The sequence below is a fragment of the Spirochaetota bacterium genome, from assembly GCA_035477215.1.
Taxonomy (GTDB): Bacteria; Spirochaetota; UBA4802; order UBA4802; family UBA5368; genus MVZN01.
The window spans coordinates 36207-61055 of the sequence record DATIKU010000047.1 but is presented as its reverse complement, the minus strand read 5'-3'; the positions used below and the strand labels follow the sequence as shown (position 1 = coordinate 61055).

Here is a 24849-nt window from a genome sequence, read left to right as displayed (position 1 = left end):
GCCCTTCCCGCCGGGACCCCGTTACAGCGCGAACGCGTACACGGCCGATAGCGTTATACCATAGAACTGGTGGGTCATGTCGGTAAAGTTCTCCTCCTTATTGTAAAACGTCCCGAATAACTGGTATCGGAATCCCAGGGTGATGGTCGTCGACATGGACTCGATGTACCAGGCGAGCGACAGGTTGGTGTTGACGCCCGGTTCGGTGTAATCCGATTTCATTTTCACCCCGCTGTCTTCCTCCTGGTGCTTCCCGAACAGAAACGCCCCGGAGGCGTTCCACAGGATGAAAAGGCTGTCGGAAACCGGAAGGGTTACCCCTATGCCGAGCGCCGGACCGAGCGCCATGTGCGAAAACGAGCTCCCCTGCATGGCATAGCCCATGAACTTAGCGCCGCCGAAGAACTTGATATACCGGTTGATGGAGTAATTGAGCGCGGTATCGGAATCGTAGCGGTCGATTTTCTCGCTCTTATCGCCCTCGTTGTCCATGTCGAATCTGCCGTAGAGAAAAATCGAGGACAGACTCCAGGGGCCGCCGAATCCGAGCGCAAGGACCGGGCCGTAAAGAAGGGCCGGGTCGAACGTTTGCGTCCCGTCCCTATCCTCTAAACGCCACCATGAATACCAGGTGGATGCCCCTACGCTGAGATCGGCCGCATGGGCGACAGCGGAAAACGCGAACAGCACCGCGAGCATCGCGGCGCACAGCACGGATTTATTTCGTTTCATACCTTCCCTCCGGGAATGCGGCATGGCGCCGCCTGTATATTATGAACCGGTACATTTATACCTTTATGTTCATACCCGCAAAAAGTCAATCGTTATTCCCCGCGAGTGGCGTAAAGAGATATCACGAGATGATCAAATGGCTCATTCCAACACATAGTGTTTCATGAAATTGGGGCGACCGGCGCCACGCCTTGGCGATTCCCCCCTGATTAATCCTTTACATTCCGGAGAAACTATCATACCCTGTGCTGTCCGGAATCAATCTTTCGAGAGGTGGTGCGCCATGAAACGTTTCATTCTGGTCTTCGCCGCGTCGGTCTTTCTGTGCACTGCGGGCGGTTTCCCCGGTCACTCCTACCACGGGATACGCGACTGCGCGTGCGCGAAGCAGTCCCTTAAAAAAGGCCTTAAACCCGGTGACGTCATTCCCGCCCTTGACCCCTGGTACGGCTACCAGTGCGCCTGGGCCACGTCGACCCTCGCCGCCACGGGTAAACCACCGGCCAGACCAAAGCCGCCGGCGGACGCTGAAAACGATGAAGACGACTTCCCGGCCAGACGCGCCTACATGGAGTGGAGCTGCATGTACGCCGCCGGGCGGCTCACCGACGGCTCGCCTGAAACCTGCTGGGCCGAGGGGGCGAAGGGCGACGGCACGGGCGAGATCGTGATCGCCCGCGTGGACACGAAAACGCCGCTCGAGATATGGACGGGACTGGGCAAGTCCGAAAAGCTCTATCGCGAAAACGGCAGGCCGCGGAAGGCGAACGTCTATGTTCTCCAGGCCGTGGATTGTGCGGTGGGCCAGTACTCCGAAATCTTCACGGATGTCACCGTCCTCGCCCGGCACACGATTGAGCTTAAAGATATAAACGGTTATCAGCCGCTGTTGCTTCCCGCGCACAAACCGCTAAAAACGAAACCGTCCCCATCCTGTCTCGATCAGCATACGACCTTCGTCGCGATCGAGATTCTGTCGGTATATCCGGGAAGCAAATACCGCGATACCTGCATCTCGGAGATCCGTGCAAAATAAGCGCCCCGGCCGCCCGTGGCCTGCGTCGGGCGGCCGGTACATTACGTCATGACGACGCGCATTGAGAAATACCCGGACATCATTCTCCTCGGCATCAATGCGCGTTACTCGCATTCCAATCCTGCGCTCTACTCCCTGCGCGCGTACTGCCGCGGGCTCGACCGGCGCATCGAAATCCTCGAAACGAGCATAAACGCAGCGTCCAACAGAATACTCGCGGACGTCATCGCCTCGCGTCCCGGCCTCGTCGGAATCTCGGTGTACATCTGGAACGCACGCGTGGTGCGCGGGCTTCTTCCGGGGATAAAGACCGCACTGCCCGATTGTCGCGTTGTGCTCGGCGGGCCCGAGGTCACGCACGCGCCCGCGGAGTGGCTTTCGATGAGCGGGGTCGACTGCGTGGTGGCGGGCCCCGGCGAGGCGGCCTTTCGGAAAATCGCCTCGGGTGATTTCAACATCCGCGAGAGACTCATCCGCGGCGCCAATCCTCCGTTCACCGAACTCCCTTTCCTCTACGACGACACCGACTTCGCGCGCTTCGCCAACCGCTACGTCTATTACGAGTCCGGCCGCGGTTGTCCGTACCGCTGCGCCTACTGCCTCTCATCGCGCGGCGACGCGCGCCTGGAATTCCGCGAACTCTCCATGGTACTTCGCGAGCTCGACGTTCTGATCGCGAAGGCGCCCGGCACCGTCAAGTTCGTCGACCGCACCTTCAACGCCCGGCCCGAACGGGCGCGTGCGATCTGGCGGCACCTCATCGACTCGGGGACGGAAAAACGCTTCCATTTCGAAGTGCATCCGGCGCTCCTCGCGGACGAAGACCTCGCTCTGCTCGAAACCGCGCGGCCGGGGCTCTTCCAGTTCGAAGTCGGCGTTCAGTCCACGAACGAGGAGACCCTCCGCGCGGTGCACCGCGCGGAGGACTGGCCGGCATCGCGCCGCGCCATCGCGCGCCTTATCGCGCCGGGCAATATCCGCACGCACCTGGACCTCATCGCCGGCCTTCCGTACGATACCCTCGAAACGATCGCGCGCTCCTTCGACGAGGCGCATTCACTTCGGCCGGACCATCTGCAGCTCGGCTTTTTAAAGGTACTGCCGGGAACCGAGATGCGCGAGCGCGCAGTCGACTATGAATTATCGTTCAATCCCGAGCCGCCGTACGAGGTCATCTCGAACCGCTGGCTCTTTGCGGGCGAAATCGCCCTCCTTCACCGCGTGGAGGGCCTCGTCGATTCGCTGTACAATTCGGGCCGCTTCCGCGACATGCTTCTGAATCTCGCGCCGCGCTTTGCCGGCCCCTTCGCCATGTTCCGCGCGCTTGCGGACCACTGGGTAAAATGCGGTCTCGATCCGCGCAAAAAAGACCCCGGCATAGCGGTCCGGACCCTCGCCTCATTCGCCGCCGCGGTCTGAATATTTTTGTTGACAGAAGGCCGTCCCGCCCGTCGCTATTTTAGCTGTACTTAATATCTTGTCAGTAACGCTAAACCATAGAGGATTCCCATGCCCAAACGCACCGACATCAACAAGATACTCATAATCGGTTCGGGCCCCATCGTGATCGGACAGGCCTGCGAGTTTGATTATTCCGGAACCCAGGCCTGCAAGGCGCTCCGCTCGCTCGGTTATTCCATCGTGCTGGTCAACTCCAACCCGGCGACGATCATGACCGATCCCGACATGGCTGACGCCACCTACATCGAACCGCTGAACATGGAGATGCTGGAGATGATTATTGAAAAGGAGCGGCCCGATGCGCTCCTCCCCAACCTCGGGGGCCAGACCGCCCTCAACCTCTCGTCCGAACTGCACAAAAAGGGCATCCTCGACAAATACGGCGTGCAAATCGTCGGCGTGCAGGCGGACGCGATCGAGCGCGGCGAGGACCGTATCGCCTTCAAGGAAACCATGAACAGGCTCGGCATTGCCACGCCGAAGAGCGAGCCGGCCTACAGCGTGCAGGAGGCCGAGAGAATCGCCGAGCGGATCGGCTTTCCAATGGTCATCCGCCCCGCCTACACAATGGGCGGCACCGGCGGCGGGCTCGTCTATAACCTGGAGGAGCTGCGCGTCATCGTATCGCGCGGGCTATCGGCGAGCCCGGTGGGCCAGGTACTGGTCGAGGAGTCGGTCCTCGGCTGGGAGGAACTGGAACTCGAGGTTGTGCGCGATTCGAAGGGTAAGATGATAACGGTGTGCTTCATCGAGAACGTCGACGCAATGGGCGTCCACACGGGCGACTCGTTCTGCGTGGCTCCGATGCTCACCATCAGCGCGGAGCTCCAGAAGAAACTTCAAGAGTATTCATACTCAATCGTCGAGTCGATCGAGGTGATCGGCGGAACCAACGTGCAGTTCGCCCACGACCCGGCCACCGGCCGCATCGTGGTCATCGAGATCAATCCGCGCACCTCCCGCTCGTCGGCGCTGGCATCAAAGGCCACCGGCTTTCCGATCGCCTTCGTCTCGTCGCTTCTGGCGTGCGGGATTACGCTCGACGAGATCCCCTACTGGCGCGACGGTACGCTCGACAAATACACGCCCTCGGGCGACTACGTTGTCGTGAAATTCCCGCGCTGGGGCTTCGAGAAATTCGAGGGCGTACAGGACCGTCTCGGCACGCAGATGCGCTCGGTGGGCGAGGCCATGAGCATCGGTAAAAACTACAAGGAGGCTCTGCATAAGGCCATACGCTCCATGGAGACCGGACGCTACGGCCTCGGCTTCGCCAGGGACTTCCACGAGCGCGGCCTCGATGAGCTTATGGCAATGCTCGGCGACGCCACCAGCGAGCGTCAGTTCATCATGTATGAGGCGCTCCGCAAGGGCGCGGACATCGACACGCTTTCCTCGAGGACGTACATCAAGCGCTGGTTCATCGAGCAGATGAAGGAGCTCGTGGACCTCGAAGAGGAAATACTCGCTTACGGGGGGAAGGATCTGCCGGAGGAACTGCTCCGAAGGGCCAAGCGTGACGGCTTTTCGGACCGGTATCTCGCCCGGATAACGGGAATGGCGGAAAGCGAACTTCGGCAGCGCCGGCTTGCGTTCGGAATACGGCAGGCGTGGGACGCCATTCCGGTGAGCGGCGTGGAAAACGCCGCATACTATTATTCGACCTATATCGGCGAGGACCGCGTCGGCGTCTCCGACCACCGCAAGATCATGGTGCTGGGCGGAGGCCCCAACCGCATCGGCCAGGGGATCGAGTTCGATTACTGCTGCGTTCACGCGGCCTTCACGCTCCGCGACATGGGCTACGAATCCATCATGGTAAACTGCAATCCCGAGACGGTCTCGACCGACTACGACACCTCGGACAAACTCTACTTCGAACCGCTCACCGTGGAGGACGTGCTCTCCATCTACGAAAAGGAGAAGCCCGAGGGAATCATCGTCCAGTTCGGCGGACAGACGCCGCTGAACATCGCGGGCGAGCTGTTGCGCGCGGGTGTAAAAATCATCGGCACCACGCCCGAATCCATCGACCTGGCCGAGGACCGCGACCGCTTCCGCAAGGTCATCGACCGGCTCGGCATTCCCCAGCCCCGCTCGGGCATGGCGAGCACCCTGAAGCAGGCGCTTTCAATCGGCGAGGAAATAGGCTATCCGCTCATCGTGCGCCCGTCGTACGTCCTGGGTGGGCGGGCCATGGAGATCATCCACTATCCCGAAATGCTCAAGCAGTACATGGAGGCGGCGGTGGAGGTCTCGCCCGAGCGCCCCATTCTCATCGACAAGTTTCTCGAGAACGCAATAGAGACGGAGGCCGACGCCATATGCGATGGAGAGAACGCTTTCGTCCCCGCGGTGATGGAGCATATTGAGCTTGCGGGAATCCACTCGGGCGATTCGGCCTGTGTCATTCCGCCGGTGAGCATCGGCGAAAAGCACATCTGGACCATCGAGGATTACACACGGCGTATCGCCGTCGAGCTCAACGTCGTCGGCCTCATGAACATCCAGTACGCAATCCTCGGAGAGACGGTCTACATACTCGAGGCCAACCCGCGGGCCTCACGCACGGTGCCGCTGGTTTCCAAGGTGTGCAACATCCCCATGGCGAAGATCGCCACGCGCGTGATGATGGGCTCCAAAATTATCGACATGGTGCTCAAGAGCGTGCGCATACGCCATTTCGGCGTCAAGGAGTCGGTGTTCCCGTTTAACATGTTCTCGGAGGTGGACCCGGTGCTGGGACCCGAGATGCGCTCGACCGGAGAGGTGCTTGGGATGTCGGAAAACTTCGGTCTGGCCTACTTCAAGGCCCAGGCCGCCGCGCAGCAGATACTGCCCATGCGCGGCACCGTGCTCATCACCGTCAACAAGAAGGACAGGCCGCAGGCCCTGGAGGTGGCGCGGGAGCTCGCGGGCCTTGGCTTTACCATCATGACGACCAACGGCACCGGCCGGTTTATGGCCGAAAGCGGGCTGAATTCGACGATGGTGATGAAACTCCACCAGGGACGGCCCAACATCATCGACCATATAAAGAACAACGAGATCCACCTCCTCATCAACTCGCCGCAGGGACGGCAAAGCGAGCATGACGACTCCTATATCAGAAAGGCCGCGATCAAGTATCGCATCCCCTATATCACCACCATGGCCGCGGCCACGGCGGCGGTAAAGAGCATACGCGCCCGCGAGCACGGGCACCTTGAGGTGCGCTCGCTGCAGAGCTACCACGCGGCACCGCCGGCCTGATTCCGGCCGGCGGTTGAACGAAGTGGAGATGTCTGCGCCGGGACCAGCGGCCGTTGACGCCGGAGGCGCCTTACGCCCACATGATAAGCCCCGGTTCGAACTTGCGCACCAGGCCCCGGTGCGCCGGAATGACCCGCACGGTGCACCCGAACTGGCCGGACTTGAGGCAGAGCATGTGGCCTTCGTATACAAACAGGCCGTCGCCCGTCTTTTCGGCCATGTACATTGGAAGCGCCACGCCATCCACAATGACGCCGGCGGCGTTAAGCCCGCCGAAATAAAGCTCCACCTGCACATCCTCAGGCGTGAGGTCGCCAAGGTTCGCCATGCCCCTGACGGTGAGTCTGCTTCCCACCGTAACCTCCTTTTCCTCGCCGAAGATGATGTCCTTTATGGCGACCTTCCCCCAGGCGCCGCGGACCTTCTTTCTCCACTGGGCCAGATCGCGCGCCCTGCGGAAGCCATCATTCGAAAACTTGCGGAAATTCTTGTTGGCATTAAGGTAATAGCGCTCCGTGTATTCCCGCACCATGCGGTTGGTGTTGAACTGCGGGCACAGCGTCTTCATCGACTCCTTGATCCGGCCTATCCACTCGCGCGGGAGGCCGTCGGCGCCGCGGTTATAGAACATGGGGATGACCTCTTTTTCGAGGATGTTGTATAGCGAGAGGCTCTCCACATCGTCCTGGTAATCGGAATCGTCGTACTCCTCGCCCTTGCCGATGGCCCAGCCGTTGGTGCCGTTGTATCCCTCCACCCACCAGCCGTCGAGCGTGCTGATGTTGAGAGCGCCGTTGGGCACGACCTTCATGCCGCTGGTGCCCGAGGCCTCGAGCGGCCGAACGGGGGTGTTCAGCCAGATATCCACGCCCTGCACCAGGTATCGTGCGATATTGACGTCGTAATCCTCTATGAAGACGATCTTATTCCTGAAGCGGTCATCGCGGACCAGGTTGACGATATGCTTGATGAGCTCCTTCCCGGCCGCGTCGCGGGGATGGGCCTTGCCGGCGAAGACGAGCTGGATGGGCCGCTCCTTGTCGAGGAGGAGCTTCTCCAGGCGCGGCATGCTGCGCAGGATGAGTGTCGCCCGCTTGTACGTGGCGAAACGCCGGGCGAAACCGATGGTGAGCGCCTCGCTGTCGAGCACCGCGTCGGACTTCTCGGCCTCGGTCTTCGGCGCTCCCCGCGAATAGAGCTGCTCCTTGAGCTTCTTGCGCGAAAAGCCGACCAGACGCTCCCTCAGGCGCTCCCTGCAGCGCCACAGCTCCGAGTCGGGAATGGAGTCGACGTTGAGCCACATGTCTTTGTCCACCGGGTTGTCGATCCAGCGCGGCCCCAGGTAACGGTTGAGCAGGCGCATCATCTCGTCCGACGTCCACGACAGTATCTGCACGCCGTTGGTGACGTGGCTGACCGGCACTTCGTGCACGGGGAGCGAGGGCCAGATGTTCCTCCACATGTTGCGGGACACCGAGCCGTGCAGCTTCGAAACGCCGTTGCACGCGGCTGCGGTCTTTATTGCCAGCACCGTCATACAGAAGGTCTCGCTTTTATCGAAAGGATTCTCGCGCCCCAGGGCGAGGAACTCCTCGCGTGTGATGCCGAGCTTCCCGTAATAATGCGAGAGGTACCTGTCGATGAGCTCGGCAGCAAAGCGGTCGTTCCCGGCCGGAACCGGCGTGTGCGTGGTGAAGACGTTCCCGGGAAACACGAACTCGAGAGCCTCGTTGAAGTTCATATCGTGCGAGGTCATCGCCATGTGTATCCGCTCCACGGCGAGGAAGGCCGAATGGCCTTCATTCATATGGTACACGGTGATGTTCTTGCCCAGGGCCCCGAGCGCCCGCACGCCCCCGATTCCCAGAAGCATTTCCTGTTTTATACGCATCTCCGTGTCGCCGCCATAGAGCTGGTCGGTGATCGCCTTGTCCTCTATGTCGTTGGCGTCGATGTTGGTGTCGAGAAGATAAAGCCTCACCCTCCCCACCGTCGCCTCCCACACCTGTGCGTGGACGTCCCTGCCGGGAAACTCGACCGATATCATCAGCGGTTTCCCCGCAGCGTCCTTCAGCAATGTAACCGGGATATTGTAGAAATCCGTTTCGGGGAACCGCTCCTGCTGCCAGCCGTCGATGGTGAGATACTGGTGGAAATACCCGAGCCTGTAGAGAAGCCCCACGCCGTAGAGCGGAAGCCCGAGCTCGCTCGCCGACTTGAGGTGGTCGCCGGCAAGAACGCCGAGCCCCCCGGAGTAGATCGGAAGGCTTTCGTGGATGCCGAACTCGGCCGAGAAATATGCGATCTCGCCGCCCTCGAAGTCGGGATAGTTCTCCTCGAACCATGACTTCTTGGTGAGGTGCCAGTCCAGCTCCTCCTCGACGCGGCGCATGTGGGCCAGGAAGCTCTCGGATTCGGCGGCGGCGTCCAGGTCCTTCTGCGATATGGCGCCGAGCAGCGCCACAGGATTATGGTCGTACTCCCTCCACAGCTCCACATCGAGCCTGCGAAAGAGCTCAATAGCCTCGTAATTCCAAACCCACCACATGTTGCGTGCGATATTTTCGAGCGGTTTAAGCCTTTCGGGAAGATATGGTATGACCCTGAATTTCTGGATTCTGCTCATCAAGACCTCGTATGCGCGGCGCCGCTCCGCGATGACGCGGCGCCCGGATTGCGGCGTTATCGGCCGCGTTCGATCAGTAAAGCCCAACTTCAGGGGCATATCAAGTATTTATTTTGAGTGGGCGGCGGTTCAGAAGGCGCGGATTCGAATCCGCACCTTCTGAACCGCCGCTTCTTTTCTGTTTGACACCCGGCGAAGCCCGGTGCAGGGTTCCCCGTCATGGAAACGGTCAGAATCGTCCTGTGCCAGATGCCGCTTGGCGAGCGCCTCACGCACCTGGAGGCGGCGCCGATCCGCGCCTTCGGACCGCACTTCATGTGCTTTCCCGAGTACTTCTTCGTCAACAAACGCCTCGGGAACCACGTCCAGACGGCGCACAACCAGGCGCGTCAGCTCTCGCGCATGCGCGTCATGTCGCGCGCCTTCGACACCACGGTCGTCGGCGGCACCATGCCCGAGCTCGCCGGGGACCTGCTTCACAACACCAGCTTCGTCTATTCGCGGGGGGAGCGCCTCGGCTTCTACCGCAAGCGCAATCTCTTCTTCGCCGAGGAAGGAAAGATCACGCCGGGCGACCGGTTCAGCGTTTTTACGGCCTGCGGCGTAACCTTCGGCGTGCTCATCTGCGCCGATGTTTTCAAGGATGAAAGCTTCCTCGAGATGAAGCGCCTCGGCGCGAAAATCATCTTCATTCCCACCTTCTCGCTCAAACGCGAGGAGAGCGTGGAGGACAAGCACCGGCGCGACGAGGAAATATTCGTGCGCGGCGCGAGGCTCGCCGACGCGCTCATTGTCAAGGTGTGCGGCGTGAAATCGGACTATAAAAACTTTCTGCAGGCGCGAAGCCTCGTGGCCTCGCCGGAGGGCGTGCTCTACCGGGTTAAGCCTGAGGAGGAGGACAGCGCCATGATCATACCGTTTGAGGCGGGACTGCAATGCGTTGAGGTCAAGTAAAACGAACGAAACCAAAACTTAATATATCGGGAATTTACCCCAATCCGGAGCAAGTCTCCACCCGACACAGGGCTTGCGATCGGAAGTTCCCTCCTGAAAAAAGTCCACTCGCCCCGCAAGAAAGCCCTGTCTCCGTGGTCCCAAAAAATTTTATTTTTTCGTGACAGGGATTTCATACGGTAACCTCAAACCCTATTTTTCCGCATTATCGGGACAAGAGTCGAATGCACAATTCGGATCAAAAGGGGCTTGCCTGGATGTCAAGGTTGGTAAGGCCGGCTTCCCGGGCCCAGCGGACGGCGTTTTCATATTCCCCTCTGCGGACGCGCCTGGCTATCTCTGGAAACTCCCCGGCGCGGTAAACCGGCCGGTACTGCGACATGAGATTTACATAGGTGTTCCGTGGAAGGTTTCCCGCAATCCAGCGAAGCACTTCCCTTGTTCCGCTCGCGTTACCCGGAAGGACAAGATGACGTATCATGAGCCCCCGGTACATCAGCCCGTCCGGCGCGTGATGGGCGATGCCGACCTGACGGTGCATTTCCCGAAGTGCGTTTCTCGTAATTTCCGGGTACGATTGCGCACCGGAAGAGTACCGCGCCGCCATAGCGCCGTCGGCGTATTTGAAATCGGGCAGGTATATGTCCACAACTCCGTCCAGAAGCCGGAGTATTTCAGGGCGCTCCCATCCATGGGTGTTGTACACCAGTGGGAGGCGCAGTCCACCGGACGCGGCGCGGTCAAGGGCCAGGAGCACGTGGGCCGAGTAATGCGAGGGCGTGACGATGTTGATATTGGAACAGCCGCGCCGTTGCAGTTCAAGCATCATCGCGGCAAACCGCTCAATCGTGACGGCGCTTCCCATGCCCTCGTGCGCCACTTCCCAGTTGATGCAGAACACGCATCGAAGGCCGCAGTGGGACATGAAGACGGCGCCCGAACCGCCCCTTCCCACCAGGGGGCGCTCCTCGCCATAGTGCGGGCCGTGGGAAGATATCACCAGGTCGGAAGCGGCACCGCAAAAGCCGGCAGTTCCCTTTAACCGATTAACCCCGCACTCCCGGGGACAGAGGCGGCAGGCGCTCATCATAGCCCATAATTCCCTGCCGCGTTTTCTGAGCTCGTCGGTTTCGTGAAGACGAAGATACCCCGGGCGGAAGGACGCGACGGGCGCTTTGCCTCCTTTCACGGGCGTCATTTTTTGAGAAAAGACGCTTTTAGTTCCCTTTCCAAAACCACTCCATCCCGCGAAGGCCAGCGCGATCATGACCATTTTACCGATAAAAGAACGACGCGTTTCCCTGCTCATGAATCAGTGCCTGCATTTTTGTTTATTTTCGATCAATGTACATAAAAAAAAGGTATTCGTCAAACAAACCGCCGGCATGGGTGTGTATTTCTTTCGATCCGGAGTATGGACTTATTGCACGGTCTGGAAAGAGTACGGTGGAGGGGTGACTTAATAACGATACCCCGGCATTTTTTAAAGATGTTAATTGCGATACTGACGACCGCTGTGGTAATTTCCGTATCGCCCTGGTCCTCGAAGACGCAGACTTCTACAAAGTCAGTTCTCACCGACAGTGAAAACCCGCGACCTATGCAGTGCCACTCTGCTCACAACAAAAAAGGCCGGGGCATCGCCTGACCGGCACCGTTTTACATGCATACACCCGGGCCTTCCGGTACTGCATCCCGGACCGGCCCCTGCCCGACCGCCGTCACGCCACGCGCTCGAAGGCGCTGTGACGCCTGCCGTAGACGAAGTAAATAACCAGCCCTATCGAAAGCCATACGAAGAAGCGAAGCCACGTCTCGATGGGAAGGCTCGCCATGAGAATGAAGCAGCATACAATCGAAGCGATCGGAACGAAGGGCACCCAGGGCGTGCGGAACACGCGGCGGTAGTCCGGCCTGGTGCGCCGGAAGACGAGCACGCTGACCGACACCAGCGTGAAGGCGAAGAGCGTGCCGATGTTCGAAAGGTCGGCGAGCGTGCCGATGTCGAAGAGACCCGCGGGGATCGCGACGAAAAGCCCCGCCGTCAACGTGCTTATGTACGGGGTGCGGAAGCGCGGATGCACGCGCGCGAAGGCGCCCGGCAGGAGGCCGTCGCGCGACATGCAGAACCAGATGCGCGCCTGGCCGAACTGATAGACCAGCATGGAGCTTATCATGCCGGTGAGAGCGCCGATGGTCACCCAGCGCTGCACGGACTCGAGGCCCAGGGCGTTGAGGGCGTTGGCGACAGGTGCCGCGTTGCGCAGCGTCGGCCAGTGCTGGATGCCGGTGAGCACCAGCGCCACCATCACGTAGAGCGTGGCGCAGACGATGAGCGAAGCGATGATGGCGAAGGGAATGTCGCGCTGCGGGTTTCGCGCCTCCTCCGAGGCGGTGGACACCGAATCGAAGCCGATATAGGTGAAAAACACGATCGCGCCGCCCGTGAGCACTCCCTGCCAGCCATTGGGCATGAAGGGGCTCCAGTTCTTTACCTCAATATAACGGCTCGCGGCGATTACGAAGACGAGTATGGCCGTAATTTTCACCACTACCATCAGGTTGTTCGCCCCTGCGCTCTCGCGGATGCCGATGACGAGGATAATGGTCATGACCATGATGATGAGAAAGCCCGGCAGGTTGAAGTACGCCCCGGTGAGCGTGCCGTTGGCGAACACCGGCTGCATGAGCGTCTCGGGAAGATGTATCCCGAGGGTCAGTAAAAGCGAATGGACGTAGGCCGAGAAGCCCACCGCGGAGGCCATGTTGCTCACCGCGTATTCCAGTATGAGGTCCCAGCCGATGATCCACGCGACGAACTCGCCCATTGTGGCGTAGGCATACGTGTAGGCGCTCCCGGCGACCGGAATCATGGACGCGAGCTCGGCGTAGCAGAGACCGGCCAGAGCGCAGACGACCGCCACAAGGAAAAAGGAAAGCGCTATACCCGGCCCCGCGCCCGGGCGCCCCGTCATGCTGACGGCGTTTTTGCCGTGCATGAGCACGTCCAGAAGCGGCGCCTTGAGGATGGATTCGAACTGCAGCACCTCGCCCGCGGCGGCGGTGCCGGTAAGGATGAAGACACCGGTTCCGATGATGGCGCCAATGCCGAGCGCGACGAGCGACCACGGGCCAAGGCTCCGCCGCAGTTTATGGTCGGTGTTCTCCGATTCGGAGATGAGGCGTTCAATGCTTTTAGTCCGAAAAAGCCGCTTCATGATTGGCCTGCCGCAGTTGTTTGGCGCCGGCCGGACACCGGCGCCCGCCAACTATCGCCCCGGACGGCTATTTAATCCAACGATTAATTTTGCCTAAAGCCTAATCCTGTCCCGAATGAAGCTTGGCAGCGCAAAGGCCGCCCGGTGAAGGTCGGCGTTGTAATAGCGAAGCTGCGCCTGCATCGCGCTCACCCGCTCCGGCCTGAAGTCCTTTGTTGGATGATATTTCTTCGAGGCGAAACAGTAGCCGATGATGCCGCTGGGATAGGTGGGCACCACGGTGTAGTAATAGCCGGGAATGGCGAAGTGCTTTTTCGCGTAACCGGTGATGCGTTCGATGATATCGCCATGGTAGAAGAAGGACTCGCACTGGGTGGCGATGAGGCCGTCGTCCTTCAGCGCGTCCTTCATATCCACATAGAACTCCTCTGAAAAAAGCACCGCGGCGGGACCGATGGGGTCCGACGAATCGACCAAAATGACGTCATAGGTGCCCTTGCGCTCCTTCATGAACCTGGCGCCGTCTTCGGTATAGAGCGTTACTCGTGGATCGTCGAAGGATGACGACATGGTGGGAAGGTGTTTTTTGCACAGCCGCACCACATCGCCGTCGATCTCGCAGATGTCGACGCGTTTCGTCCCGGGGTGCCGCAGCGCCTCGCGGATGGTGCCGCCGTCGCCGCCGCCGATTACCAGCACATTCTCCGGTTTCGGGTGCGTAAACATGGGCACGTGCGCTATCATCTCGTGGTAGGAATGTTCGTCCCACTCGGTGCACATGATAACGCCGTCGAGCACAAGCATCTTTCCGAACGGTTTCGTATCGTAGATTTCGATGCGCTGAAACTCCGAGTCGAATCTCTCGATCATATCGTTTATCTTAATCTTGAACGCACGGCCGTTGGCGATTTCCAGTATTTCTTCAAACCATAACTGCGATTCAATCCGCATGGCGTCCTCCCTGTATCAGTATTGTCGCGACGGAAAGTTCCGCGGCGGCAAGCGCCGCCGCGGCGTTCGATAGCCCGGAACTACTTGCGAAGGGCGATATTGAGGTTGTAGTCGCTGCCCTTAAAATAGCTCAGCGAAAAATGAGCGACAACCTCGGGGTCGTAATACTTACAGCTGAAGACGTCGATGTACGACGTGTTGCTGAGGTTGGCGAAGTGACCGGAGATGAGCGACGTCTCGATAAGCTGGGTCATGGAGAAACCCGCGACCCTTTCGTCCTCCCCGAAATTCACCACCTGCGTCTCGCCGAAGCGTTTCATCCCGATAACGTCGCAGAGCTGAATCACGTACTGGCGGATCATCTCCGCGTCGCGGATGATTTCCGGATCGCAGTTATGTATATCCACGCTCGAGTAGAGGCCCCATGCCCCCATCTCCTCGAAGTTCTCGATAGTGGGAATCGTCTCGAGTATTTTCCTGCTATTCAACGTAGCCTGCATTTTCAACCTCCCTGAATGCCGAAAGCCCTTTCACCCGATCGGTGTTGGCAAGAATGCCCCGCTGGAATTGAAAAATCGAGCATCGCTCGGCTTCCAGCTCGGACTTGATGTAATCGACCGCTTTCTGGTACTCGAGGTCGCCGCAGGTAAACACGTCGACCGCCGCATATCCGTACTCGGGCCATGTGTGAATGGTGAAATGGGACTCAGCGATCACGATCACTCCGCTGATTCCATAGGGTGAAAACTTGTGGAAGAAGGGTTTTATAATCGTGGCACTAGAGAGTTCGGCAGCGGCCATCATTACCTCCTCAACCTTCTTGACGTCGTTCAGGTGCAACTCATTACAGTCGAAGAGTTCCGCTATTAGATGCGTACCCAAACCCTCCATGGCAACTACCTCTTTGTTACCGAATATCTTCTACACTTGTGTGAGTGTATGCAATTTTAATAAACTACTTAAAATTGAAGATTTGCCCTGGGGATTAGTGATCCCACTCAGCTACGCAGAACAGACAGAACAAGGGTCCCCCCGCGTTCCATCAATTCATTCTGATTGTTGATTCAATCTTCATTATTGGTGGCGTTTCCGCCCGGATGAAATATCACCCCCCCCTTTTCAGGAATGCAACCATACAAATGAACACGGCGCATTTTTCAACAATAATTAGATATATAGCAAGAAAATTTTCCATGACGCAAGAAAATTATTAAAAGGCGCCATATTTTTTATTGGCGACATAATAATGACGCCCGAACGGCGCACTCACGGCTCGATACCGCCCATGTTTTCGTCGTACCCTACGCCTGCAAGCCGCACCGACGCGATCGTCCCTTCGCGCGCCTCGTTTGCAGGCGACTCCGAAAGCTTTATTCTTATGTAATTGTCGCTTACGGCCGTATGGCCGACGCCGTCTTTTCTCCGCTCAACAACGCATGGAAGGAGCGCGCCCTCGAAACGGCGGCGATAGCCCCGCCCCGTCTCCGCGGCCGACCGCCGCAGAAGGGCGCTTCGCCTCGCAATCGCACGCTCGCCGCAGAAGACGCCCGCGGCCGCCGGGGTGCCGGTGCGCGGCGAAAAACTGAACTGGTGCACGTACGCAAATTCCGCGCGCGCGACCGCATCGATGCCCGCGGCGAAATCCTCATCGGTTTCGCCGGGAAATCCGACTATAATATCAGTTCCTATCGCGATATCTGGATCGTGCGTGTGGATTCGGTCCACGACCTCCATATAGCCTTCAAGCGTATAGGGGCGGTTCATGGCGGCGAGTATACTGTCCGAGCCCGACTGTAGAGGGAGATGGATGTGCCGGCACACCTTCGGCGAACCGAGAAGCCCGATCAGCCGGTCGGTGACATGTGAGGGCTCAATGGATGTTACGCGCACCCTGAACTCACCCTGGATCGCCGCAATCGCTTCCACAAGCGCGGCAAGGTCCGCGCCGCCATCATCGTACTGTCCGATCGTGATGCCCGTCAGCACGAGCTCCGGGCAGCCCGTCGCCACCAGGCGCCGCGCGTGATCAATCACTTCGGCGAAAGGCCTGCTCCGCGGCGCGCCCCGCACCGACGGCACGACGCAGTAGGAGCACGTGCCGTCGCAGCCGTCCTGGACGCGCAGGTAGGCGCGCGTACGGTACAGCGGCGCGACGGCGGCCTCGTCGAAGCCGTCCTCACCGTCCCAGGCGCCCGAGTGCGCCATGAAAGCGGCCCTCGCGTCGTCGTCCCCGCCGCCCGTTTCACGCAGCTCCTCGGCATACTCCACGTACGCGGTGATTTTCCGGACGATCGCGCGCTTGTCGTCGTTGCCGAATACGGCAAGAACCTCATCCATCAGCGCCGCCTCCTTCCGTTCGCGCTCCACCATGCAGCCGGTCACCACGGCCTTCCCGAGCCGCGAGAGGCGCGCACCCTGGCGGATGTAATTGCGGCACTTTTTGTCGCTGCGGTCAGTCACGGTGCAGGTGTTGATGACGACCACGTCCACGAGCTCGCCGAACGGCCTCGCCTCCCAGCCCGAAGCGTCGAACTGCCTGGCGATGAGGGCGGATTCGTACTGGTTGAGCTTGCAGCCGAGTGTTTTAATGGAAAAGGTTCTTCTCATCGATACTCTTTTTAACCGGGTGCGCCCCGGCTCTTGAAACGGTCCTTAACCATGGTGATACCGGTCAGGCATCATGAGTATAGCAAAAAAGCCCCGGACGAACAAAAAATCGAAGGGCGCGCCGGATGATCGACCGAACTGCCGGCCGGCGCAGGCCCGCCCTGCATATAAAAAGATAATTGACGTACAAAATTGAACTGATGTATAGTACACCCGGAGTGGATAGGGGTCCGGTTTTCGTTCGCTCCCCGTCCTACAACAATCGGAGCCCGCAAGTCCCGTAATGGATTATTTCCAGAACTACAGCCACATTCGAAACAGGATCGACGACCGGGCCCGTGCGGCGGGACGGAATCCGGAGAATATACGAATAGTCGCCGTGTCGAAGACCTTTCCGCCGGAAGCGCTGCTGGCGGCGATCGACCAGGGCATCAGGCTCTTCGGCGAAAGCAAGGTACAGGAGGCGAAGGGCAAGATCCCCGCGCTGTCGGGCGATTTTAGCTTTCACCTTGTCGGCCATCTGCAGTCGAACAAGGCACGGGACGCGGTCCGCCTTTTCGATCTCATCCATTCCATCGACAAGGCCCCCACCGCGCGCAGGGTCGGTGAGGAGGCGGCGCGCATCGGCAAGATGCAAAGGATCCTGATCCAGGTGAACACCTCGGACGAGGACACCAAGAGCGGGATCGATCCCTCGGGCGCATTCGAGCTCTGCGGAGAGGTCGCATCGATCCCCGGCATCGAGCTTATGGGTCTTATGACCATAGGCCCCCTGGGGGGTGACGAGCGCGCGGTGCGCGCTTCGTTCGCGCTGCTTCGGGAGCTTCGCGACGATATCGCCAGGCGTCTGGGGGTCCGCCTCGACGAACTTTCGATGGGTATGTCGGGAGATTATCTTACGGCCGTCGACGAGGGCGCCACGCTGGTGCGCATAGGCAGCGCGATTTTTGGAGAAAGGAGCTACGGGGAATGAGTCTCGCCGGGCACACAATCGGCATCATCGGCGCCGGCAACATGGGCGGCGCGATCGCAGCGGGGCTCTCCCGGGCGCCGGGCGGAGTACGCATTCGCTGTTTCGACTCCGATGCGGCCCGCTCCGAGGCGCTTGTGCGCGGCTTCGGCGTTGAGACGGCCTCCTCCATCGGTGAGCTGGCCGGCGCGTGCGGCATCATCATCCTGGCGGTCAAACCCGACGCGCTGCAGGCGGTGCTGAAGGAGCTCAAGGGGATTTCGCCCGGGAAGCTCGTCGTCTCCGTCGTCGCGGGCGCTTCGACCGAACTTATGGAAAAAACGCTGCCCCCCGCGCAGAAGGTCGTCCGTGTCATGCCCAACACACCGGCCATGGTCGGAGAAGGCATGACGGTGCTGTCGGCGGGCGCTCACGCTGACGCGGACTCCATGGCCCTTGCCGAGGAATTGTTTTTGAATATCGGAAAGACGATGGTGCTGCCCGAGCGCCTGATGAACGCGGTTACGGGCCTTTCCGGAAGCGGGCCCGCCTACGCCTTCACGATGATCCAGGCGATGGCCGACGGCGGCGTGAAGACGGGCATCCCCCGCGAGCGGGCGATCCTGCTTGCCGCGCAGACGGTGCTGGGCGCGGCGCGAATGGTGCTCGAGACCGGGGACGATCCGGCCGTGCTTCGCGGCAGGGTCGCATCCCCGGGCGGGACCACCATAGAGGGGCTGCACGTTATGGATCGCGCGGGGTTCTCCGGCATTGTGATGGACGCCGTCGAGGCCGCGGCGCTGAAATCCGCGAAGTTAGGAGAGAAATATTGAGCGGCGGCTGGCCCATTACCAACTATCACATATGGCAGGCTAAAAAGGCCCTCAAGGCTATTGTATCCCTTTCTGTCATCGTTATCGTCGTCGGCAACATCGTCGCCGCGATTTTCATCTCGAAGGTGCGCGTCGACAGCGCGGCGTACCGGCTTCGCGAAGGCTTCCCGATCTTCACCGCTCACGACGCGTACATTCGGCTAATCAAATCATATCCGCACGATCCGGGGGTTGAGATCATCCTCCATGCCATGCGCATGAACGAATCGTACTGGGACGTGGCGCGGCGCTATCACGTGACAATCGATACGATCCTCGGGGCCAACCCGTTTCTCGGATCACTCGTCGCGCGCGAGGGCGCCATTATAGCGGTTCCGCGCGAGGACGGCGTGCTTCTGGCGGTTGACAACTTCTACGACGTGCATAGAATGGCCCGAATGGTCGAGCACGACGGCGGCATCAGGGGCGACTACCGTCAGTCGATATTCAGAATCATCTCCCCCGACAACATCCGCTTCGCCTTTCTTCCCGACGCCCGCCCGATGCTGGTAAGCGAAAAACTCCAGGCGCTGTACAACATCAGGCGGATATTCCAGAACCCGATCCGCGGGGGCCTCTATTCCTCACTCTACGGGGACCGCGTGGACCCGATGTTCGAAGGAATGGCCTTCCACAACGGCATCGACATCATGACGCGCATGGGGACCCCGATCCGTCCCGCGCGCGAGGGCATGGTTTCGTTCACGGGCTGGATGGACGGCTACGGCCAGACGGTGGTGGTACAGCACTGGGACGGGTACGTCACCTGGTACGGCCACTGTTCGACAATAAAGGTAAAGCGCGGCGACTGGGTCACCAGGAAGGATGTCATCGCCCTCGTGGGCTCGACCGGCCGTTCGACCGGATCGCACCTTCATTTTATGACCATGCGGCACGGCCAGATGATCGATCCGCTTTTGTTCATCTGGTAGGTCCGCCCGCGGCCGCCGTCCGGCGCCGGCACAAAAATCCGCACGGAGGATGCCCCGGTGATGAGCGATGAACCCGTCGAAATCGATCTGGACGGCGAAATAGACCTCCATCACTTCCATCCCCGCGACGCGAAGGCCGTGCTCAGGGAATTTATTGACATTTCCGTAAAGCGCTGCAAGGCTGAGGTGCGGATCGTGCATGGCAGGGGAAGGTCGGTCATCAAGAATATGGTCGCCGAGGAGCTCGGCAAAAACCCCGACGTCGAGGAATTCGGCGACGACGGCGCGAACTGGGGTGCGACAAGGGCGCGTCTGCGTATCCGTGAATGAGGCCGTTAGTGGAAACTTTTATTATTTCACCACCATGACTGCGGGAAAACGTCCATGAGAAAACTCACCGGCAGAGTGTCGAAAAAGAAGGGCCTCCCGCCGGGGACCCTCGTCCACGTCGGCGATAGAAAAACCGAGAAGACAAAAATACTCGTCATCGAGTACAACGAAAACAGCTATAACATCTGCGACACGGAGAGCATCACCGCCTTCAGTTCGCAGATTGAAAACCCAACGGTGCGCTGGATCGACATCGTGGGCATCGACCGCGTCGACGTGGTCGCCGAGGCCGGGAGCGTCTACGACTTCCATCCCCTGGTAATGGAAGACATCCTGAACACCAGCCAGCGACCTAAGCTCGACGACTGGGGAGATTACTCGTTCATCGTCTTAAAGGCGCTGCACTACGACGAGGTCAGCGACGAAATTACCGCCGAACAGGTAAGCCTGGTGCTGAAGGGAGACACCGTTATAAGCTTTCAGGAAATGGAGGGAGACGACTTCCTCCCGGTGATCGACCGCATCATCAACGACAGGGGCAGGATACGAAAGCTCGGCGCGGACTTTCTTGTCTACGCGATAATCGATTCGATCATCGACAATTATTTCGGCATACTGGAGCGGCTGGGCGACCGGATAGAAGCGCTGGAGGACGAACTCCTGAGCGACCCAAAGCGCGAGACAATCCACCGCATCCACGCCCTTAAAAGCGAGATGATTTTCCTCCGGAAATCGGTATGGCCGCTCAGGGAGGTCATAACAAGGCTTGAGCGTGGAGAGGGCGGCGCGTTCAGCGACTCCACGATCGTGTACCTCAAGGACATACGCGACCACATCGTCCAGGTCATCGACACCATCGAGCTCCTCAGGGACATGCTTTCCGGCATGCTCGACATCTACCTTACCAGCGTGAACAACCGCCTAAACGAGGTCATGAAGCTCCTCACAGTCATCACGACGATCTTCATACCGCTCAGCTTTATCGCCGGCGTATACGGAATGAACTTCCGTTTCATGCCCGAGCTCGAGTGGCGCGGGGCCTATCATGTGGTGATCGCCCTCATGGCGGTGATCGGTGTGTCCATGTTCGTTTATTTCAAGAAAAAAAAATGGATATGAGCACCCGTCTCGTTCGTTTAATTAATGCTTGAATGTATAATGTAAATTTCCTGAAATGCAGCTTATGCGCACCGGCCGGTCGCAGTACCGGCCAGAAATCGTATCGTGCCGTTCATCACCGCGGCACACGAAGGTATATAGATGGTAAATCCATATCTCCTGTGGGGCGGCTTCGTCCTCTTCATCGTCGGCCTGCTGGTCCTCGACCTCAAAGTGCTTCAAAAAGATGATCGCGATATAAAGGTGCGGGAGGCGCTCGCATGGACCGGGTTCTGGATTGTCCTCGCTCTCTGCTTCAACGCGGGCGTCTATTATTTCGAGGGGTCCCAGAAGGCACTCGAGTTCCTGACCGCGTACCTTATCGAGAAATCCCTGAGTGTCGACAACATATTCGTGTTCCTGATGATCTTCTCGTACTTCGGAATTCCCGCAAAGTACCAGCACAGGGTGCTGTTCTGGGGGATCCTCGGCGCGCTCATCATGCGCGCGGCGTTCATACTGGTCGGCGTCGCGCTCGTCACGCGGATCCACTGGATCATCTACGTTTTCGGCGCGTTTCTGATCTTCATCGGGATAAAAATGGCGCTGGAAAAGGAGAAGGAGATACATCCGGAGAAAAATCCCGTGCTGAAATTATTCCGCCGGTTCATGCCGGTGACCAAAGAATTCTACGGGCATCACTTCTTTGTTCGGAAAGCGGGCCGTGTAGCGGCGACGCCCCTTTTTATCGCCCTGCTCGTCATTGAAGCCACCGATGTCGTGTTCGCGGTGGATTCAATACCCGCCGTCCTGGCGATCAGCCACGACCCCTTCATCGTGTACACCTCGAACGTGTTCGCGATCCTGGGACTTCGGGCCCTCTATTTCGCCGTTGCCGGCGTTATGCGGCTTTTCCATTACCTGAATTACGGCCTCGCCTTCATTCTGGTTTTTGTCGGCTGTAAAATGATGCTTTCGGATATCGTCAAGATCCCCGTCGCCATCGCCCTTGGCGTTATCGCGGGCGTGCTGGCCGTCTCGGTAATCGCATCGGTCCTGTTCCCGAAAAAGTTGGAACAGGCGCCCAGCGGGACCCCGGCGAAATGACCATGCATGCCGACGAGCGACTCCATTCGGTACTCGAGTGGGACTCGATCGTTGCCGAGATCGCGGCGAGGTGCGCCTCCGACCCCGGCAAAAAGGCGGCCTCCGGACTGGTTCCGCTGGCCCCCGATCTCATCCGAAAGCGCCTGCGCAAGATAAGCGAAATACGCGGGCTCATCGAGCGCGGCGGATCATTCGACTTCAGGGGACTTCGCGACATCGAGGACCCCGTCAACCGCGCGGCGAAGGGAGCGGTGCTCGGCCTTCCCGAACTCTTCACACTGCGCTCGTTCATCATGGTCTCGCAGCGCATCCAGGCCTTCCTGAAGCAGTACGACGACGCGCTCCCCTCCCTGGCCGAAGAGCGCGAGCGTCTCGATCCCCTCAAAAGAGAGGGAGAGGTCCTAATCCCCGCAATCACCGATAACGGCGAGTTGAACGACGGCCGGTTCCCGAAGCTGCGACGCATTCGAAGCGACATTTACCAGACGCGCGGCGAAATCGAAAAGCGCATGAACGCGATGGTCCACTCGGCCGCGCTCGAAAAGGCGTTACAGGAGAAGGTATTCACCACGCGCAATGACCGCTACGTGCTCCTTGTTAAATCGACCATGCGAAGCCGGGTCCGCGGCGCCGGCCTGGACGTCTCGGCCAGCGGCGCGACGCTCTTTATCGAGCCCGAGGAAATTCAACCGCTCAACAACCGCCTTATCGGACTCAATTTCGACCTCCAGATCGAAACATCGCGCATCATGCGCGAGCTTTCCCGGCAGGTGGGAAGCGGCGCCGCCGGGCTCGTCGAAAACCTCTCCATCCTGGCCGGGCTCGACCTCCTGGCGGGGGCGGCGCGCTTCTCGACGGCCATTCGCGCCAGCGAACCCGAGCTTACCGACGAGCCGGTCATGCGCCTTTATGGCGCGAGGCACCCCCTGCTCTACCTCATGCTCGGAGACGCCGTTGTGGCGAACGACCTTACCCTTGGCGAGTCGTACAACTGTCTCATCATTTCGGGGGCGAACACAGGCGGCAAGACCGTGCTCCTGAAAACGGCCGGGCTCTGCGCGCTTATGCTGCGTCACGGACTGCACATCCCCGCGGGGCCGGATTCGCGCATGGGGATTTTCGATCCGATCATGGCGGACATAGGCGATGACCAGAGCATACAGCAGTCGCTTTCATCGTTCAGCGGACAGATCGTCATCCTTAAAGAAATGATGGACAGAGCGCGCTCATCGGCTCTCATCCTCATCGACGAGATTGTGGTGGGTACCAATCCACGGCAGGGCGCCTCGCTCGCGCAGGCTGTGGTGGAAACGCTTGCCGCAACCGGCGCCAGAATCATCGTGACCACGCACTACAACGAGCTCAAGGAGCTCGCTTCGCGCGACGAACGCTTTAAGAACGCCTCCGTTTCGTTTGATCCCGAAACGCTGGCGCCCGCCTACCGCCTCATGACCGGGATTCCCGGCGTAAGCTATGCGCTGGAGATCGCGCGGATATACGGCATCCCCGAGGACATCCTCGGCCGTGCCAAGGCCCTGCTCGACGAACGGGAAATCAGCGTAGAGGCGCTCATCGAGAAGACCCAGAAACATGAACAGGAAATCGCCGGCGAGCGCGAGCGCCTTGCCGAAGCGAGGGCCGCCGCAACACGCGAGAAGGAGCGCTATATTGACCTTCAGCGGAAACAGGCCGAGCTGATTGAAAACATCACCCGGGGAGAGGGAACGCTCTTCCTCGACGAAATAAAAGAGCACCGGCGTTCGATCGCAGCGAGGATACGTGAACTCCAGCAGGCGGACCTTCGCTCGGCCGGCGAGTTTCGGCGCGATATAGGTGAGATTCAGAAAGCGATTGAGACCGAGATCGCTGACAGCGCGCGGAAGCGGTTTTCTCGCGACTACGCGCCGCTCGACCCCGCCTTGACGAAAGCCGGCGACCGCGTATTCATCGTATCGCTCGAGAAAGAGGCTGTGATAGAGAGCCTCGATTTAGACGGCGAGAGCGCCGAGCTGCGGCTTGGAAATTCCATCCGCGCGCGCTTTAAATTCCGCGACATTCTCGCACGAGCGGAGAGAGGAGCGCCCGCGCCGTCCCCGAAAAAGGGCGCCGGGAAAACCGGCAAAAAAGAGCCGTTGGCCGCGGCAAAACCTGTGCCGTTGACGGTGCAGACGAGCTACAATACCATCGACCTTCGGGGGCTTCGCGTCGACGAAGCGCTCGAGCGCATGGGACGCGACCTGGACCGCATGGTACGCTCGGGCATCCGCTCGGTCATCATCATCCACGGGCACGGGACCGGAGCGCTGAAAGAGGCCGTGCGCGCGCAGCTCGCCCACTCATCCTACGTCAGCGACTTCCGTTCGGGCGAGTACGGCGAGGGAGGCGACGGCGTCTCAATCGCCCTGCTGGGGGATTGAGCGCGTGGATTCGCTGTTTTCGAGCCCGTGCGCGGCTACCGGCAACGGGAGCGCCATCGGTCGTTATCGTCTTCTTTTCATATTACCGAAAGCCGGTTGCGGACCGAAGGCCGCCGCCCATGGCTCGGATTATTCGCCAGCCCGATCTTTTCGGGCTCCGCGCGCAATCTTCGATACAGTTCGCCGGTCCTGAGGGCGCCCCTCCCGGGGGAATGAATGCATTTGCCGGCGGGAAGAGTTCCTCGATCACATCATCGCCCATGGCCTGACAACCGACCGAGTAGTGGCCGCCGCGGATCGGTGCGCC

Annotated in this window: 18 protein-coding genes and 1 pseudogene; 11 read left to right on the top strand and 8 right to left on the bottom strand. The window is 59.7% G+C overall.

The genetic code is table 11. The features are described 5' to 3' along the window. Window positions 1-21: 21 nt before the first annotated feature. Window positions 22-732 (bottom strand): hypothetical protein, encoded by a 711-nt coding sequence (locus VLM75_11020; GenBank protein HSV97447.1) that lies wholly within the window; start codon window positions 730-732, stop codon window positions 22-24. Between the two features lie 283 nt (window positions 733-1015). Here VLM75_11020 and VLM75_11015 point away from each other — a divergent pair, with 283 nt between their 5' ends. The 3 genes from VLM75_11015 to carB all read left to right on the top strand — a co-directional run bounded on the left by VLM75_11015 (window position 1016) and on the right by carB (window position 6481). Further along, complete coding sequence (locus VLM75_11015; protein ID HSV97446.1) at window positions 1016-1768, top strand: hypothetical protein; 753 nt, start codon at window positions 1016-1018, stop codon at window positions 1766-1768. Between the two features lie 48 nt (window positions 1769-1816). Continuing rightward, window positions 1817-3187, top strand: a complete 1371-nt coding sequence (locus tag VLM75_11010; protein ID HSV97445.1) for a DUF4080 domain-containing protein — start codon at window positions 1817-1819, stop codon at window positions 3185-3187. A gap of 90 nt (window positions 3188-3277) precedes the next feature. Beyond that, window positions 3278-6481 (top strand): carbamoyl-phosphate synthase large subunit, encoded by a 3204-nt coding sequence (gene carB, locus VLM75_11005; GenBank protein ID HSV97444.1) that lies wholly within the window; start codon window positions 3278-3280, stop codon window positions 6479-6481. Between the two features lie 70 nt (window positions 6482-6551). On the opposite strand, the gene glgP is transcribed toward carB, so the two are convergent. Beyond that, a complete protein-coding gene (glgP, locus tag VLM75_11000) occupies window positions 6552-9107 on the bottom strand; it encodes an alpha-glucan family phosphorylase (GenBank protein ID HSV97443.1) in 2556 nt (851 codons plus the stop codon). A 219-nt stretch (window positions 9108-9326) separates the two neighbouring features. On the opposite strand from glgP, the gene VLM75_10995 reads away from it, so the two are divergent. Then, window positions 9327-10061, top strand: coding sequence for a carbon-nitrogen hydrolase family protein (locus VLM75_10995; protein ID HSV97442.1), 735 nt, complete (start codon window positions 9327-9329; stop codon window positions 10059-10061). Window positions 10062-10299: 238 nt separating this feature from the next. Here VLM75_10995 and VLM75_10990 read toward each other — a convergent pair whose 3' ends face one another. The 6 genes and pseudogenes from VLM75_10990 to mtaB form a co-directional block, all read right to left on the bottom strand. Then, entirely contained in the window at window positions 10300-11370 is a 1071-nt protein-coding gene (locus VLM75_10990; protein HSV97441.1) for a radical SAM protein, read from the bottom strand. 412 nt (window positions 11371-11782) lie between these two features. After that, window positions 11783-13279, bottom strand: a complete 1497-nt coding sequence (locus VLM75_10985) for an amino acid permease (GenBank protein HSV97440.1) — start codon at window positions 13277-13279, stop codon at window positions 11783-11785. Window positions 13280-13372: 93 nt separating this feature from the next. Beyond that, entirely contained in the window at window positions 13373-14230 is an 858-nt protein-coding gene (gene speE, locus VLM75_10980) for a polyamine aminopropyltransferase (GenBank protein HSV97439.1), read from the bottom strand. A gap of 80 nt (window positions 14231-14310) precedes the next feature. Continuing rightward, window positions 14311-14661 (bottom strand): annotated as a pseudogene (locus tag VLM75_10975) (S-adenosylmethionine decarboxylase). Window positions 14662-14710: 49 nt separating this feature from the next. After that, window positions 14711-15121 carry an adenosylmethionine decarboxylase gene (speD, locus tag VLM75_10970; protein ID HSV97438.1) on the bottom strand — a complete coding sequence of 137 codons (411 nt, stop codon included), beginning with the start codon at window positions 15119-15121 and terminating at the stop codon, window positions 14711-14713. A 375-nt stretch (window positions 15122-15496) separates the two neighbouring features. After that, window positions 15497-16837, bottom strand: coding sequence for a tRNA (N(6)-L-threonylcarbamoyladenosine(37)-C(2))-methylthiotransferase MtaB (mtaB, locus tag VLM75_10965; protein HSV97437.1), 1341 nt, complete (start codon window positions 16835-16837; stop codon window positions 15497-15499). A 283-nt stretch (window positions 16838-17120) separates the two neighbouring features. On the opposite strand from mtaB, the gene VLM75_10960 reads away from it, so the two are divergent. From VLM75_10960 to VLM75_10930, 7 genes are all read left to right on the top strand, one after another. Further along, on the top strand, window positions 17121-17810 hold the full coding sequence (locus VLM75_10960) for a YggS family pyridoxal phosphate-dependent enzyme (GenBank protein ID HSV97436.1): 690 nt from the start codon (window positions 17121-17123) through the stop codon (window positions 17808-17810). Then, the gene (gene proC, locus VLM75_10955) at window positions 17807-18619 is read left to right on the top strand and encodes a pyrroline-5-carboxylate reductase (GenBank protein HSV97435.1); all 813 of its coding nucleotides are present in this window, start codon (window positions 17807-17809) and stop codon (window positions 18617-18619) included. Before VLM75_10960 ends, proC begins: the two co-directional genes overlap by 4 nt. After that, entirely contained in the window at window positions 18616-19590 is a 975-nt protein-coding gene (locus VLM75_10950) for a M23 family metallopeptidase (GenBank protein ID HSV97434.1), read from the top strand. The genes proC and VLM75_10950 overlap by 4 nt, the downstream gene beginning before the upstream one ends. A 60-nt stretch (window positions 19591-19650) precedes the next feature. After that, the gene (locus tag VLM75_10945) at window positions 19651-19920 is read left to right on the top strand and encodes a Smr/MutS family protein (protein HSV97433.1); all 270 of its coding nucleotides are present in this window, start codon (window positions 19651-19653) and stop codon (window positions 19918-19920) included. Window positions 19921-19974: 54 nt separating this feature from the next. Beyond that, the gene (gene corA / locus VLM75_10940) at window positions 19975-21039 is read left to right on the top strand and encodes a magnesium/cobalt transporter CorA (protein HSV97432.1); all 1065 of its coding nucleotides are present in this window, start codon (window positions 19975-19977) and stop codon (window positions 21037-21039) included. A 141-nt stretch (window positions 21040-21180) separates the two neighbouring features. Next, window positions 21181-22125 (top strand): TerC family protein, encoded by a 945-nt coding sequence (locus VLM75_10935; GenBank protein ID HSV97431.1) that lies wholly within the window; start codon window positions 21181-21183, stop codon window positions 22123-22125. A 2-nt stretch (window positions 22126-22127) separates the two neighbouring features. Continuing rightward, a complete protein-coding gene (locus VLM75_10930; GenBank protein ID HSV97430.1) occupies window positions 22128-24542 on the top strand; it encodes a Smr/MutS family protein in 2415 nt (804 codons plus the stop codon). Window positions 24543-24849: the final 307 nt, after the last annotated feature.

What these genes read in the sequence shown, in the direction of transcription:
- corA (HSV97432.1), top strand. Translation starts at nt 19,975, where the DNA reads ATGAGAAAACTCACCGGCAGAGTGTCGAAAAAGAAGGGCCTCCCGCCG.
- VLM75_10995 (HSV97442.1), top strand. Translation starts at nt 9,327, where the DNA reads ATGGAAACGGTCAGAATCGTCCTGTGCCAGATGCCGCTTGGCGAGCGC.
- VLM75_11015 (HSV97446.1), top strand. Translation starts at nt 1,016, where the DNA reads ATGAAACGTTTCATTCTGGTCTTCGCCGCGTCGGTCTTTCTGTGCACT.
- VLM75_11010 (HSV97445.1), top strand. Translation starts at nt 1,817, where the DNA reads ATGACGACGCGCATTGAGAAATACCCGGACATCATTCTCCTCGGCATC.
- glgP (HSV97443.1), bottom strand. Translation starts at nt 9,107, where the DNA reads ATGAGCAGAATCCAGAAATTCAGGGTCATACCATATCTTCCCGAAAGG.
- VLM75_10945 (HSV97433.1), top strand. Translation starts at nt 19,651, where the DNA reads ATGAGCGATGAACCCGTCGAAATCGATCTGGACGGCGAAATAGACCTC.
- VLM75_11020 (HSV97447.1), bottom strand. Translation starts at nt 732, where the DNA reads ATGAAACGAAATAAATCCGTGCTGTGCGCCGCGATGCTCGCGGTGCTG.
- speD (HSV97438.1), bottom strand. Translation starts at nt 15,121, where the DNA reads ATGGAGGGTTTGGGTACGCATCTAATAGCGGAACTCTTCGACTGTAAT.
- VLM75_10990 (HSV97441.1), bottom strand. Translation starts at nt 11,370, where the DNA reads ATGAGCAGGGAAACGCGTCGTTCTTTTATCGGTAAAATGGTCATGATC.
- speE (HSV97439.1), bottom strand. Translation starts at nt 14,230, where the DNA reads ATGCGGATTGAATCGCAGTTATGGTTTGAAGAAATACTGGAAATCGCC.
- mtaB (HSV97437.1), bottom strand. Translation starts at nt 16,837, where the DNA reads ATGAGAAGAACCTTTTCCATTAAAACACTCGGCTGCAAGCTCAACCAG.
- VLM75_10930 (HSV97430.1), top strand. Translation starts at nt 22,128, where the DNA reads ATGCATGCCGACGAGCGACTCCATTCGGTACTCGAGTGGGACTCGATC.
- VLM75_10985 (HSV97440.1), bottom strand. Translation starts at nt 13,279, where the DNA reads ATGAAGCGGCTTTTTCGGACTAAAAGCATTGAACGCCTCATCTCCGAA.
- proC (HSV97435.1), top strand. Translation starts at nt 17,807, where the DNA reads ATGAGTCTCGCCGGGCACACAATCGGCATCATCGGCGCCGGCAACATG.
- VLM75_10935 (HSV97431.1), top strand. Translation starts at nt 21,181, where the DNA reads ATGGTAAATCCATATCTCCTGTGGGGCGGCTTCGTCCTCTTCATCGTC.
- carB (HSV97444.1), top strand. Translation starts at nt 3,278, where the DNA reads ATGCCCAAACGCACCGACATCAACAAGATACTCATAATCGGTTCGGGC.
- VLM75_10960 (HSV97436.1), top strand. Translation starts at nt 17,121, where the DNA reads ATGGATTATTTCCAGAACTACAGCCACATTCGAAACAGGATCGACGAC.